Source organism: Pseudomonas uvaldensis, assembly GCF_021271205.1.
In the GTDB taxonomy this organism is placed as follows: Bacteria; Pseudomonadota; Gammaproteobacteria; order Pseudomonadales; family Pseudomonadaceae; genus Aquipseudomonas; species Aquipseudomonas uvaldensis.
This window is the reverse complement of record NZ_JAIWKS010000013.1, coordinates 58,003-71,643: the sequence shown is the minus strand read 5'-3', so window position 1 is coordinate 71,643 and position 13,641 is coordinate 58,003. Positions and strand designations below refer to the sequence as shown.

The 13,641-nt window shown below is 61.8% G+C and carries 13 protein-coding genes; 3 read left to right on the top strand and 10 right to left on the bottom strand.

The features are described from left to right. Positions 1-123: 123 nt before the first annotated feature. The 5 genes from LCU97_RS23680 to leuS form a co-directional block, all read right to left on the bottom strand. Positions 124-1,446, bottom strand: a complete 1,323-nt coding sequence (locus LCU97_RS23680; protein ID WP_053151771.1) for a lytic murein transglycosylase — start codon at positions 1,444-1,446, stop codon at positions 124-126. Between the two features lie 73 nt (positions 1,447-1,519). Continuing rightward, positions 1,520-1,684 (bottom strand): alternative ribosome rescue factor ArfA, encoded by a 165-nt coding sequence (arfA, locus tag LCU97_RS23675; RefSeq protein ID WP_053151769.1) that lies wholly within the window; start codon positions 1,682-1,684, stop codon positions 1,520-1,522. 128 nt (positions 1,685-1,812) lie between these two features. Further along, entirely contained in the window at positions 1,813-2,850 is a 1,038-nt protein-coding gene (gene holA / locus LCU97_RS23670) for a DNA polymerase III subunit delta (protein ID WP_053151767.1), read from the bottom strand. Between the two features lie 53 nt (positions 2,851-2,903). After that, positions 2,904-3,509 (bottom strand): LPS-assembly lipoprotein LptE, encoded by a 606-nt coding sequence (locus LCU97_RS23665; RefSeq protein ID WP_053151764.1) that lies wholly within the window; start codon positions 3,507-3,509, stop codon positions 2,904-2,906. Positions 3,510-3,598: 89 nt separating this feature from the next. Continuing rightward, positions 3,599-6,205, bottom strand: a complete 2,607-nt coding sequence (gene leuS / locus LCU97_RS23660) for a leucine--tRNA ligase (RefSeq protein ID WP_232777924.1) — start codon at positions 6,203-6,205, stop codon at positions 3,599-3,601. A gap of 292 nt (positions 6,206-6,497) precedes the next feature. Between leuS and LCU97_RS23655 the strand changes: the two genes are divergently transcribed. Further along, a complete protein-coding gene (locus LCU97_RS23655) occupies positions 6,498-6,818 on the top strand; it encodes a hypothetical protein (RefSeq protein ID WP_053151760.1) in 321 nt (106 codons plus the stop codon). A gap of 102 nt (positions 6,819-6,920) precedes the next feature. Continuing rightward, the gene (locus LCU97_RS23650; protein WP_232777923.1) at positions 6,921-7,682 is read left to right on the top strand and encodes a YdcF family protein; all 762 of its coding nucleotides are present in this window, start codon (positions 6,921-6,923) and stop codon (positions 7,680-7,682) included. Between the two features lie 68 nt (positions 7,683-7,750). On the opposite strand, the gene lnt is transcribed toward LCU97_RS23650, so the two are convergent. From lnt to miaB, 5 genes are all read right to left on the bottom strand, one after another. Then, positions 7,751-9,274, bottom strand: coding sequence for an apolipoprotein N-acyltransferase (lnt, locus tag LCU97_RS23645; RefSeq protein WP_232777922.1), 1,524 nt, complete (start codon positions 9,272-9,274; stop codon positions 7,751-7,753). A gap of 27 nt (positions 9,275-9,301) precedes the next feature. Beyond that, entirely contained in the window at positions 9,302-10,141 is an 840-nt protein-coding gene (locus LCU97_RS23640; RefSeq protein ID WP_053151754.1) for an HlyC/CorC family transporter, read from the bottom strand. Between the two features lie 40 nt (positions 10,142-10,181). Then, on the bottom strand, positions 10,182-10,640 hold the full coding sequence (ybeY, locus tag LCU97_RS23635) for an rRNA maturation RNase YbeY (RefSeq protein WP_232777953.1): 459 nt from the start codon (positions 10,638-10,640) through the stop codon (positions 10,182-10,184). Next, complete coding sequence (locus LCU97_RS23630) at positions 10,633-11,640, bottom strand: PhoH family protein (protein WP_053151750.1); 1,008 nt, start codon at positions 11,638-11,640, stop codon at positions 10,633-10,635. The genes ybeY and LCU97_RS23630 overlap by 8 nt, the downstream gene beginning before the upstream one ends. 205 nt (positions 11,641-11,845) lie before the next feature. Continuing rightward, positions 11,846-13,174 (bottom strand): tRNA (N6-isopentenyl adenosine(37)-C2)-methylthiotransferase MiaB, encoded by a 1,329-nt coding sequence (gene miaB / locus LCU97_RS23625; RefSeq protein WP_232777921.1) that lies wholly within the window; start codon positions 13,172-13,174, stop codon positions 11,846-11,848. Positions 13,175-13,306: 132 nt separating this feature from the next. Between miaB and LCU97_RS23620 the strand changes: the two genes are divergently transcribed. Further along, positions 13,307-13,636 carry a DUF1820 family protein gene (locus LCU97_RS23620; protein WP_027617776.1) on the top strand — a complete coding sequence of 110 codons (330 nt, stop codon included), beginning with the start codon at positions 13,307-13,309 and terminating at the stop codon, positions 13,634-13,636. Positions 13,637-13,641 lie beyond the last annotated feature (5 nt).

Sequence of the window (13,641 nt, the reverse complement as noted above, 5' to 3'; positions counted from 1 at the left end):
TAGTCTGCGACTCAGTCATCGCGAGCAAGCTCGCTCCCACAGGGATCGCACTCCGTCATGGGAACACGATCATCTGTGGGAGCGGGCTTGCTCGCGAAAGCGGCAATTGCCATTAAGACAATCTCAGCGACTACGCAACGCTTCCAGCAACTTACGCGTCGGATACCCATCCGCCGGCCAGCCGAAGGATTGCTGGGCGCTGCGGATGGCTTTGCGGGTGTTGGCACCGATGATGCCATCGGGGTTGCCCGCATCGTAGTTGTGCTGGCTCAGCAGGGTCTGCAATTCAATGCGTTCGGTGCGGCTCAGGGGCAGGTCATCCCGCGGCCATTGACCATAGACCAGGCCTTCGCCCGTGAAACGCGCTGACAACAGTCCCACTGCCAAAGCGTAGGACGATGAATTGTTGTACTTGAGGATGGCGCGGAAGTTGTCGAACACCAGGAACGCCGGACCGCGGTGGCCGGCCGGCAGCAGCACGGACGCGGACAGCTGCCGGTTTCCGGGAGGAATCGGCATGCCGGCATAGGCGGACACGCCCAACCCTATCCATTCGGAGACGGGCTTGCGGATCGTGCCGTCGGCCAGGGAATAGTCGAACCCTTCGTCAAGTTCTACCTCGAACCCCCACGGCTGGCCGCGTTGCCAGCCGGAGCTTTGCAGGTAGTGGGCGGTGGAGGCCAGGGCGTCGGTGGCGCTGCCCCAGATGTCGCGGCGGCCGTCACCGTCGAAATCCACGGCGTGGGTATTGTACGTCGTAGGGATGAACTGGGTCTGACCCATGGCACCAGCCCACGAGCCGAGCATTTTTTCCGGTGCGATGTCGCCCTGCTGCAGGATCTGTAGTGCTGCGATCAGTTGCGCGTGGGCGAAGCCCGGACGCCGCCCTTCATAGGCCAACGTCGCCAGGGAGTTGATCACCGACTTGTTGCCCTGGAACTGGCCAAAGTTGCTTTCCATGCCCCACACCGCAACCAATGCGGCGCGATCCACGCCATAGCGCTGTTCAATGCTCTGCAGGACCTGGGCATTCTGCTGCATAAGGCTCTTGCCTTTACTGACCCGCAGGGGCGACAGGGCGCCATCGAGGTATTCCCACACGGGGCGGGTGAATTCCGGCTGGCTGCGATCGGCCTTGATCACGCTCATGTCCGGGCTGACACCGATAAAGGCACGGTCGAACAGGTCGGCACGGATGCCGGCGGCCAGTGCTTCCTTGCGAAAGCCCGCCTGCCATTGCGCGAAGGTCTGTGTGGGAACGATATCCAGGCTCTCACCGTTGGGTACCACGGGCGGTACGATGGCCGGAGCGGTGACGGCCGGGACGGTCTGGAGCGGTTGGGCGTCGGCGGCGGTGGGTTTTTCTGCGCAGGCGACGAGCAGCGCGAAGCTTGTGATGGCTGCCAGTTGGCGCACGGGCCAACGGCGGGAAGGGCAAAAGGGCATGCAGGGGTCCAGAAATACAGATCAGGTGCTGACCTTATCATGGGCGGGGAAGAATTGGGCTGGTCCCGATGTTTCAAGCCGCCATAAAGCAAGAAGCCTCCCAGTTGTCAGACTGGAAGGCTTCGCGGCGGTAGCTGCCCTTGCCCTTTGCGGGGCGTTCCTGGCGGCTTCGGAACAGGGGTTGGGCAATGATGGATTTGGCCTTGTTGGGGCCGTGCCTGGATGGCTTTTTGCTCATGGTTGGAACTCTCGCAGATGGGTTTGCGGGGCGCAATCATGGGCCAGAGTCGGGGAGCTGTCCAGCCCGACAGTGTGCTTCAAATGTGAGCAAATCGGACAAAGTTGTGGCGGGCTTTCGATAGGGAGTTAGTCAGCCGGCAACGTCAGTCGCTGACCGGCCATCAACAGCGACAGGCGACTGAGACTCATCCATGGCGACCCGGCGGCCTGGCCCTTGATCTGTGCATCGATGCGCTGGGCTTCGAGCAGCAGTTGTGCCCAGCGCTGCGCCGAGTAGCGTTGCAGGGCCTTGCTCATCAGTGGTTTGCGTTTGTCCCACACCGGCGGACGGGCCTGGCTGAAGGCTTTGTCCAGCGGTACGCCCTGGCTGTATTGCAGAGACAGGTTGGCCAGTAGCCGCAGCTCCCGAGCCAGGGCCCAGAGGATCACCGGTGGCTCGACGCCTTCGCCCCGCAGGCCTTCAAGCATGCGCAGGGCGTGGGCGGCTTCGCCGTTGAGGATCGCATCGGTCAGGCCGAAGACGTCGAAGCGTGCGCTGTCGGCCACCGCGGCCTGTACCGTATCCACGGTGATCTGCCCGTCTTCGGCCATCAGCTTGAGTTTTTCGATTTCCTGGGCGGCAGCCAACAGGTTGCCTTCGACCCGGGCGGCGATCAGCTCCACCGCATCCTGGCTCGCTGACAGGCCAGCCTGTGACAGGCGTTGGCGGATCCAGCTCGGCAGTTGGCTGATGTCCACCGGCCAGATTTGCACGAACTGGGTCTGTGGGCCTTCGACCAGGGCCTTGCCCCATTTGGTCTTTTGGGCACTGCCGTCGAGTTTCGGCAGACTGATGAGCAGCACCGTGTCTTCGGCGGGACGTGAGCAGTATTCGATCAGCGCGGCAGCGCCCTTGTCACCGGGTTTGCCGGAAGGCAGGCGCAATTCCAGCAGGCGTTTTTCGGCGAACAGCGACATGCTCGCCCCGGCCTGCAGTAACGTACCCCAATCGAAATTGGCGTCGGCGGCGAACACCTGGCGTTCGTCAAAGCCTTGCTGGCGTGCGGCAGAGCGGATGGCGTCGGCGGCTTCCTGGCACAGCAACGGATCATCGCCGCTGATGATATAGACCGGCGCGAGGGCGCCTTGCAGGTGCTTACCGAGTTGGGCGGGGGCCAGCTTCATAGAACAGGGTTCACAAGAGAAAGCGAGCGGGGCGCCGGAGCGCCCCGCATGGCTTATTCGGCCGGGATTTGCATCGGTGACTGTTGCGGTGTTTCCGCCTCCGCCTTGCGTGCCGCTTCCAGTGCCTCGGCCTCTGCCTTGGCCTGGGCATCAGCGGTCTGTTGCAACTGCTCCAATTGCGTCGGGGTCAGTTGTTGCAGGCGCAGCATCATGCGTTGCACCAGGTCACGACGCATTTCGTCACGTACTTCACTCGACTCCTGGACGGAACCGGTGATGTTGTTACCGTCGTGCAGGTAGACCTTCTGGACCTGGAGCTTGTCATTCAGCAGCAACAGGTTGTTCTGGCCGCGAATCTCATAGCTCAGGACATTGGTCAGCTCATACTCGGCCGAACGGCCGGCGCCGGAATAACTCAGGCTGCGCTGGTTTTCCTGTTCCCGCGCCAACACCAACTTGTACGGCGCCCCGCTGTAGATTTTCACCCCGCTGTTTTCCAGGGTCTGACGCAGCAGCTTCACGGTATCGCCATAAGCGTCCCGTGCACTGAGATCCAGCTCGGTAATGGCCAGTTCGGTAGTGCCGGTGCCCCGCAGCTGGAAGCCGCAGGCGCTCAGCAGGACCGTCAGGCCGATGACCAGCAGATTACGTTTCATCATCTTGTTGCTCCCCTTGAAGCCCTAGGGGCCGGCGATGCGGCCCTGCAGGTCATATTCGGCGCCTGGCCCTGGCCCGGCGCCCGATCCAATTAGCTTGCGACGATGTTGACCAGTTTGCCGGGCACGACGATCACCTTGCGGATCGTCAGCCCGTCGACGAAGCGCAACACGTTTTCATTGACCCGTGCGGCGGCTTCGATTTCTTCGCGAGTGGCGGTGGCCGGCATTTCGATCTGTCCGCGCAGCTTACCGTTGACCTGGATGACCAGGGTCAGGCTGTCCTGCACCAGTGCGCTCTCGTCCACCACTGGCCAGCCGGCATCGATCACGGGGGCGGTGTGGCCCAGGTGACGCCACAGTTCGTGGCTGATGTGCGGCGTGATCGGTGCCAGCAGCAGCGTCACAGCTTCGAGGCCTTCATGGACCAGTGCACGATCCTGTTCGGTGTCCTGGGCGGCTTTTTCCAGGACGTTCATCAGGGTCATCACCTGGGCGATGGCGGTGTTGAACTTGTGGTTCTGGCCGACGTCATGGCTGGCCTGCTTGATGGCCAGGTGAATCGAGCGGCGGATGGCCTTCTGTTCGTCATTCAGGCTGGCGATGTCCAGCTTGCCCGGCAGGCCCTGGCTGACGTGAGCCTGAGCCAGGCGCCAGACGCGCTTGAGGAAGCGGTGCGAGCCTTCGACGCCCGAGTCGGACCATTCGGCGCTCATGTCCGGTGGCGAAGCGAACATCATGAACAGGCGGCAGGTGTCGGCGCCGAACTGATCGATCATCGACTGGGGGTCGACGCCGTTGTTCTTCGACTTGGCCATCTTCTCGGTGCCGCCGATTTCCACCGGCAGGCCGTCGGCGATGAGCTTGGCGCTGATGACCTTGGCCTTGCTGTCGCGTTCCAGTACCACGTCCGCCGGGTTGTACCAGGTGTAGGCGCCGTTGGCCTCGCGGCGATAGTAGGTCTCGGCAACCACCATGCCCTGGGTCAGCAGGTTCTTGAACGGCTCGTTGGAGGTGACCAGGCCTTCGTCGCGCATCAGCTTGTGAAAGAAGCGTGCGTAGAGCAGGTGCAGGATCGCGTGTTCGATGCCGCCGATGTACTGGTCCACCGGCAACCAGTGGTTGGCGGCGACCGGGTCCACCAGGCCACCTTCGTAGCGCGGCGAGGCGTAGCGGGCGTAGTACCAGGAGGACTCGACGAACGTGTCCATGGTGTCGGTTTCACGCTTGGCCGGTGCGCCGCATTTCGGGCAGTTGCATTCATAGAATTCAGGCATGCGCGCCAGGGGCGAGCCGGCACCGTCGGGTACGACGTCTTCCGGCAGGACCACGGGCAGCTGGTCTTCCGGCACCGGTACGTCGCCGCAGGTGTCGCAGTGTACGATCGGAATCGGGCAGCCCCAGTAACGCTGGCGGCTGATGCCCCAGTCGCGCAGGCGGAACTGGGTGCGGGAGGCGCCCAGGTTCTTCTTGATCAGCGCCACTTCGATGGCGTCGAACGCACCGGCGAAGTCCAGGCCGTCGAACTCGCCGGAGTTGATCAACTCGCCGTGTTCGCCATAGGCGTCCTGCCAGGGTGCCGGGGTCTGGTCACCGGCGCTGGTGCGGACCACAGGCTTGACCGGCAGGTTGTACTTGTGGGCGAATTCGAAGTCGCGCTCGTCGTGGGCCGGGACGGCCATCACAGCGCCGTCGCCATAGTGCATCAGCACATAGTTGGCCACCCATACCGGGAGTTTTTCACCGGTCAGCGGGTGCTCAACGAACAGTGAGGTCGGTACGCCTTTCTTTTCCTGGGTGGCGACGTCGGCTTCGGCGACGCTGCCGCCCTTGCATTCGGCGATGAACGCCTGCAACGCGGGGTCGTTCTGTGCCGCCAGGGTCGCCAGCGGGTGCTCGGCGGCGACGGCGACGTAGGTGGCGCCCATCAGCGTATCCGGGCGGGTGGTGAAAACTTTCAGGGTACCGGCTTCGCCAATGGAGGCGATATCATACGGGAACTGCACTTCCATGCCCCGGGATTTGCCGATCCAGTTGCGTTGCATGGTCTTGACCTGCTCGGGCCAGCCGGTCAGCTCGTCGAGGCTCTCCAGGAGTTCGTCCGCGTAGGCGGTGATCTTGAAGTAGTACATCGGGATTTCGCGTTTTTCGATCAGCGCGCCGGAACGCCAGCCGCGTCCGTCGATCACCTGCTCGTTGGCCAGTACGGTCTGGTCCACCGGGTCCCAGTTCACGGTGCCGTTCTTGCGGTAGATCACGCCTTTTTCGAACAGACGGGTGAACAGCCATTGTTCCCAGCGGTAGTAGTCGGGCTTGCAGGTGGTCACTTCGCGGGACCAGTCCACCGCCAGGCCCAGGCTGCGCAGCTGGGACTTCATGTAGGCGATGTTCTCGTAGGTCCACTTGGCGGGCGCCACGTTGTTCTTCATCGCGGCGTTTTCCGCCGGCATGCCGAAGGCGTCCCAGCCCATGGGTTGCAGGACGTTCTTGCCCTGCATCCGCTGGTAACGGGAAATCACGTCGCCGATGGTGTAGTTGCGCACGTGCCCCATGTGCAGCTTGCCGCTGGGGTAAGGGAACATCGACAGGCAGTAGTAGGTTTCCTTGCCTGGCTGTTCACTGACTTCAAAGGACTTTTGCTCGTCCCAGAAAGACTGGGCGGCGGCTTCGATTTCACGGGGCTGGTAGTGTTCGTGCATGGCTACTTTTGTACTGAATGGGGTGGCCCAATCCTCTTCATTGCCATGCTGGACGCGAACGACGCCGGATGCGGCGCTTTCTATGCCCAGCCAAGCTGGAAGTGGAGTTACAGGAAGCGCCGTAGCATACATGAGCGCACTCCGCGGAGGGAAACCCTGATTGCGTGTCGGACCGTGCCGACAGCCGGCGCCTGCGAGTGTTCAGGGCCGTTGGTCGCGGCGTCCTGCCGGTTTGCACAGCGAAGCTAAGCTTCTCAATGGGGAGTGAGTCTTATCTTCAATGAGGTGAGGGATGGTTGAATCACAACGAGAAGTCGCTACACCGGAGTTGTATGAAAAACTGATCGATCGTCTCGGGGTGGCCCTGGACGCCGCAAGAACTGCCGGTCGCTTGCGCAATGAGCGTCCGGTAGAGCTGGAACTGCGGGGCTTGAGCCCTGCGGAGTTCGAACTGGTCAAGGCTTACCTTGAGCAGGTCGGGCATCAGGCCCGCACAAGCGGGGCCCAGGTCATCCAGCGTCTCGATGCGCCCCGTTCGGCCAAGGTTGTCTGGCTCAAGGATCGTACGCCTGACAAGGATGCTGTAAAAGTCCGGTCGTTGCAGTTCAAGTAAGGCCGGGTTCACGCGTTTTGCTTTTTTTGATTCAAGGTCCTTCGAATCTGTTGTCGCTCTGCGTCAACCCACCTAGGCTTCGGGCATCTATGGAGATGCCCGATGCCGTTTCGCTATTTCATCAAACAACTTTTATTACCTCCCGGCCTTCTTTTACTACTGCTGGTGCTTGCCTGGTGGTGGCGAAACACTCGGCCGCGCCTGGCTCGCCTGTGTTTTTTCGTCGGCCTGGGCGGTTTCTGGCTGATGAGCCTGCCCGTGGTCGTACAGTGGAGCGCCAAGGCGCTGGAGCGCGAGCCACCGTTGCCTCGCAGCGACTGGGCAACCCTGGCCCAGCGCGCCGATGCCATCGTGATATTGGGTGCTGGCCGCGAACGTGGTGACCTGGCCTGGGGAGCCGACCAACCCACCGGTGTCGGCCTGGAGCGCCAGCGTTATGCCGCGCGGCTGGCCAAGGCGTCGGGGTTGCCGGTGCTGGTGACGGGCGGCTTGCACTATGGCAGCCCGCCCAGTGAAGCCGAATTGATGGCCGATTCGATGCAGGGAGATTTCGGCGTCACGGTGCGCTGGCAGGAAAAACGCAGCCGCACGACTTGGGAAAATGCCCGGATGAGCGCAGAGGTCCTGTTACCGGAGGGCATCCAGCGTGTCGTGGTGGTGACCCAGGCATGGCATATGCCACGGGCGGTCTGGAGTTTCGAGCGGGCCGGGTTTGACGTACTGCCGGCGCCGGTTGGCTTTCTGGGGCAGGAAAATGCCCGGCCGCTGGGCGGCTGGATGCCGGAGTTCAAGGCGATCTGGCAGTCCGGGCAGTTGATGAACGAGGCGGCGGGGCTGGTGGGGTATTGGTTGTTCTATCGCTGAACGGCTTCGTGATGAGTTGTTTATCTGTGGCGAGGGGATTTATCCCCTCACCACAGGGGGGAAAGGCCTTAGACCGTCTTGGCCATCCGGCCCGCCATCAGCGCCCAGCCCACCAGCAACACGCACAGGATGATCAATGGCCACGAGCGCCATTGCAGGTACGGTGTCAATCCATGCATCGGCACCACGTCGCCATAGAGGATGCCTCGCTCGAATTGAGGGATCTTTGCGGTGATTTGCCCAAAGGGGTCGATCAGGCCGGTCACGCCATTGTTGGTGGCGCGAATCATCCAGCGGCCAGCTTCCAGGGCCCGCATCTGCGCCATTTGCAGGTGTTGCAACGGGCCGATCGAGGTGCCGAACCAGGTGTCGTTGCTGATGGTCAGTAGCAGGTCGCTGCGTGCCGAGAGGTTGGCGGCAAATTCCGGATAGACCACTTCGTAGCAGATGAACGGCGCGATCTGGTAACCCTTGGCCTGTAATAGCGGCTGGTCGGCAGGGCCTCGAGCGAAGTCCGACATCGGCAGATCGAAGAACGCGATCAGGCCACGCAGGATGTCTTGCAAGGGCACGTATTCGCCGAAGGGCACCAACTTTTGCTTCAAGTAGGTGCCATCGCCTTCGCCGGTCACAGTGATGCCATTGAAGTAACGCTTCTCATGGCGCACCAGTTGGCGAATCGGCACGCCGGTAATCAACGCCGACTGCCGCTCGGCGGCGAAGCTGCCCATCATGTCCAGGTAGCCCTGGGCGGACTCCTTGAGCACCGGGACTGCCGTTTCCGGCCAGATCAACAGGTCGGCGCGCTTGGAGGTAAAACTCATGTCCCGGTATAGGGCCAACTGCGCGTTGAGTTGTTCCGGATCCCATTTCATGTTTTGTTCGATGTTGCCCTGGATCGCCGCGACGCTCAGCGGTGCGCCCGAAGGGCTGGTCCAGGCATGCCCTTTAAGCGCCATGCCGACAATCCAGGGGCCGACCAGCAGCATCAGGCCGGCGGCGATGAAGCCTTTGCGCCTGGCGCGGATCAGCCGGGGTGCGTTGTACAGCAGTGCAGCGGTCAGGGCCAGGGTGAAGGAAATCAGCCACATCCCGCCCAGCGGCGCGAGACCGGCCAAAGGGCCGTCGAGTTGGCTGTAGCCGGAGTAGAGCCATGGGAAGCCGGTGAGGAACCAGCCGCGGAAGGCTTCCTGGCCCAACCACAGCGCAGCGAACGCCAGGGCGTCGGCTAACGGCGCTTCGTTGCGTCGCAACCAGCGCGCCCACAGCCAGGCGGGCAGGGCAAAGAACCAGGCGATGGCGGCAATGAACAGCAGCATCAGCAACCCGGCCAGCAGCACCGAGGCGCCGCCGAAGTTATGGATGCTGACGTAGATCCAACTGGTGCCGGCGCCAAACAGGCCAAAGCCGAAGTACCAGCCACGGCCGAGGGCCTGGCGCGGCGAAAGCTCGCGCAACCCCGCGTAGAACAACCCTACCGCCAGCAACGCCAGCGGCCAGATGTCGAAGGGGGCCAGGGCCAGGGTGGTGATGGCGCCGGCCGCCACGGCCAGCAGGTTACCGGGCCAGCCGGGGCGGGTTATCCAGCGCATTTTCGTCCTTAGCGGGTCTCGCAGGGTTTATCGGGCAATGGGGGACAGGCGCAGCAGATGAATCCGACGACTGTCGGCGTTCAGGATGCGGAAACGCCAGGAACCGATTTCCGTGGTTTCGTTGCGCTTGGGCAGGTGTCCGAATGCGCTCATCACCAGGCCGCCGACAGTATCGAATTCGTCGTCGGAAAACTCGCTGTCGAAGAACTCGTTGAAATTCTCGATAGGCGTCAGCGCCTTGATCAGGAAGTCGCCACTGGGCAGAGGTTTGATGTAACTGTCCTCCTCGACGTCATGCTCATCCTCGATGTCGCCGACGATCTGTTCGAGCACGTCCTCGATGGTGACCAGTCCTGCCACGCCGCCATACTCGTCGATGACGATGGCCATGTGGTTGTGATTGGCGCGGAATTCGCGCAGCAGCACATTGAGGCGCTTGGATTCGGGCACGAACGTGGCCGGACGCAACAGATCCTTGATATTGAAGCTGTCGCCATTTTCCTGAAGGATCAACGGCAGCAGATCCTTGGCCAACAAAACGCCCATGACGTCGTCATGGCTCTCGCCGACCACCGGGTAACGGGAGTGGGCGGAATCAACCACGGCTGGCAGGAATTCGCGGGGCGTCTGGGTCGCCTTGATGCTGATCATCTGCGAGCGTGGGACCATGATGTCCCGGACCTGCAGGTCAGCGACCTGGATGGCGCCTTCGACGATGGCCAGCGCTTCGCTGTCCAACAATTTGTTCTGGTGTGCGTCGCGCAGCAGCTCCAGCAGCTCCTGGCGATTCTTCGGCTCATGGGCAAAAGCCTGGGTGAGCTTGCCCAGCCATGACTTCTGCCCGTTGCTCGATCGATCTTCGCTCATAGCGATTACTCTGAATCCTTTATCGTTACAGGTTGATGTATCAGTGTTCGTCGCCGGCGTAAGGGTCGGGATGCCCCAACTCTGCAAGCAACGTCCGTTCCAGTGCTTCCATTTCTTCGGCTTCGTCATCTTCGATATGGTCGTAGCCCAGAAGATGCAAGCAGCCGTGAATCACCAGATGGGCCCAGTGGGCCTCGAGTGCCTTGCCCTGTTCGGCAGCTTCACGCTCCACTACCGGGACGCAGATCACCAGGTCCCCCAGCAGCGGGATGTCGAGCAGTCCATCGGGGACGTCGGCGGGGAACGACAACACGTTGGTGGCGTAGTCCTTCTGTCGCCAGGTGTGGTTCAGCTCACGCCCCTCGGGCTCGTCCACCAGGCGGATCGTCAGCTCCGAGTCGGCGCTGCGCTGGCGCAGGGCCAGCTCGCACCATTGTCGGAAACGTGTTTCGCTGGGAGCTTCATGTTCGCTGGCCAGTTGCAGGTCGAGTTCAAGCATCGTGGCGGCTGCCTTTGCTTTCATGCGAGTCCTCGGCGCGTTGCTCGAAGCGCTCGTAGGCCTCGACGATGCGTTGCACCAGCGGATGCCGCACGACGTCCTTGGGCAGGAAATGCGTGAAGCTGATGCCCGGGACCTCCTTGAGCACCTGGATCACATGGTTCAGCCCGGATTTGGTGCCGCGGGGCAAGTCGACCTGGGTGATATCCCCGGTGATGACCGCAGTGGAGCCGAAGCCGATCCGGGTCAGGAACATTTTCATCTGTTCGACGGTGGTGTTCTGGCTTTCGTCGAGGATGATGAAGCTGTTGTTCAGCGTACGACCACGCATGTAGGCCAGCGGCGCGACTTCGATGACCTGGCGTTCGATCAGCTTGGCGACATGTTCGAAGCCGAGCATTTCATACAGGGCGTCATAGAGCGGGCGCAGATACGGGTCGATCTTCTGGGTCAGGTCTCCGGGTAGGAAACCGAGCTTTTCCCCGGCTTCGACCGCCGGACGCACCAGCAGGATGCGCCGCACCTGTTCACGCTCCAGGGCGTCCACGGCGCAAGCCACGGCCAGGTAGGTCTTGCCGGTGCCGGCCGGGCCGATGCCGAAGTTGATGTCGTTGCCCAGGATTTCCTTCACGTAGCGCTGCTGATTCAAGCCGCGAGGGCGAATCATGCCTTTTTTCGTGCGCAGGGCCACGGCGGGTTCCGACGGGGCGTGATTGTCGAGTTCCTCGACCGCCGACTCCTGCAGGAACAGGTGGACGGTGTCCGGCGACAATTCGCTCCCCTTGGTTTCCCGGTAGAGGCGGCGCAGCAGGTTTTCCGCGGAGGTGGTGTGCTTGGGTTCGCCGATCAGCTCGAACTGGTTTCCGCGATTGCGGATTTCGATGGCCAGGCGCTGTTCGATCAAGCGCAGATGCTCGTCGAACTGCCCGCACAGATTGGCGAAGCGGCGAGCCTCAAAGGGCTCGAGAATGAAACGATGAGGTTCGATGGGTGCGTTCAAGGTCGTTTTTAGCCGCCCGGGGCAATTGAGATGAAATCAAGGATAACGCCAGTAGGCTGGGTGCGAAAGGTCTTAAACGATCACAGGGCCCGACACGATCCCTGTGGGAGCGAGCCTGCTCGCGATGGCTGAGTGTCAGTCGACATTTGCATCAACTGATCCACCGCTATCGCGAGCAAGCCCGCTCGCACAGGGAATGGTGTGGCTACTGGACCAGGGAACCCCGCAGGGAGTGCGGTTGCGCGGAATCGATGTGCACATCGGCGAACTGGCCGATCAGGGCCGGGGTGTCGCAGCGGAAGTTGACGATGCGGTTATTTTCAGTCCTTCCCTGCAATTCGCCCGGGTCTTTCTTGGAGTAATCGGTTACCAGGATCCGCTGGATGGTACCGACCATTTGTCGGCTGATTTCGAAACCCTGCTGGTTCAAGCGGTGCTGCAGAGCGTTAAGCCGTTCCTTTTTCAGTTCTTCGGGGGTGTCATCCGCCAGGTCCGCCGCCGGAGTGCCCGGTCGTTGGCTGTAGACAAAGGAATAGGAAAAGTCGAAGCCCACGTCTTCGATCAGCTTCATGGTCTGCTGGAAGTCTTTCTCTGTTTCACCCGGGAAGCCGACGATGAAATCCGAGCTGATGCAGATGCCTGGCACCGCCGCCCGCAGTTTGCGCAGCTTGGATTTGTACTCCAGCGCCGTGTGGTTGCGCTTCATGGCTGCGAGGATCCGGTCCGAGCCCGATTGCACCGGCAAGTGCAGGTGTTTGACCAGTTCCGGCACCTCAGCATGGGCACGGATCAGGCTGTCGGAGAATTCCAGAGGATGGGAGGTGGTGTAGCGGATGCGGTCGATGCCATCTACCGCAGCCACCACGCGGATCAGCTCGGCGAGGTCCGCCAGGCGTCCATCATGGGTCAGGCCGCGATAGCCATTGACGTTCTGCCCCAGCAGCGTCACTTCGCGCACGCCGTTTTCCGCCAGGTGAATGATTTCGGCGATCACGTCGTCGAACGGCCGGCTGACTTCCTCGCCCCGGGTATAGGGCACCACGCAGAACGTGCAGTACTTGCTGCAACCTTCCATCACCGACACGTAGGCACTCGGGCCGTCGATACGGGGTTCGGGCAGGTGGTCGAATTTCTCGATTTCCGGGAACGTAACGTCCACTTGCGGCAATTTGGTGACGCGTGCCGCGTCGATCATCTCCGGCAGGCGATGCAGGGTCTGCGGGCCGAAAACCACGTCCACATAGGGCGCACGGTCACGAATGGCTGCACCTTCCTGGCTGGCGACGCAGCCACCCACGGCGATGACCATTTCCGGGTTGGCCTGCTTCAGTTCGCGCCAGCGGCCGAGCTGGGAATAAACCCGGTCCTGGGCACGTTCGCGGATCGAGCAGGTGTTGAGCAGGATCACGTCCGCATCTTCGGCGCGGGCGGTGACTTCCAGGGCCTGGTGTTCACCCAGCAGATCGACCATGCGCGAGCTGTCGTACTCGTTCATCTGGCAACCGTGGGTTTCGATGTAAAGCTTCTTGGCCATGGACCTGAGTCTCACGTGATTCAAAGAACCGCGCATTATAGGGAACAAGTCCCCAGGTTCCTACCGCAGCGCGAGCAGTGGCATGCTATAGTTTGCGCCCTCATTTTTACCCGCCGATGTGTTTCGCCCGCCATGACCAAACGTGAAGCTCCAATCTACAAGGTGATTTTCCTCAACCAGGGCCAGGTGTTCGAGATGTACGCCAAGCAGATCTACCAGAGCGATCTGTGGGGCTTCCTGGAAGTCGAGGAGTTCGTCTTTGGTGAGCGCACGCAGGTTGTGGTCGACCCGAGCGAAGAAAAGCTCAAGGCGCAATTCGAAGGCGTGGTGCGCAGTTTCGTGCCGATGCATTCGATCGTGCGTATCGACGAGGTCGAGCGCCTGGGCACGCCGAAAATCAGCGAGGCCCGTGGCGGGGTCGGCAATGTCATGCCGTTTCCGATGCCGATGCCTGAGAAGTAAGACTT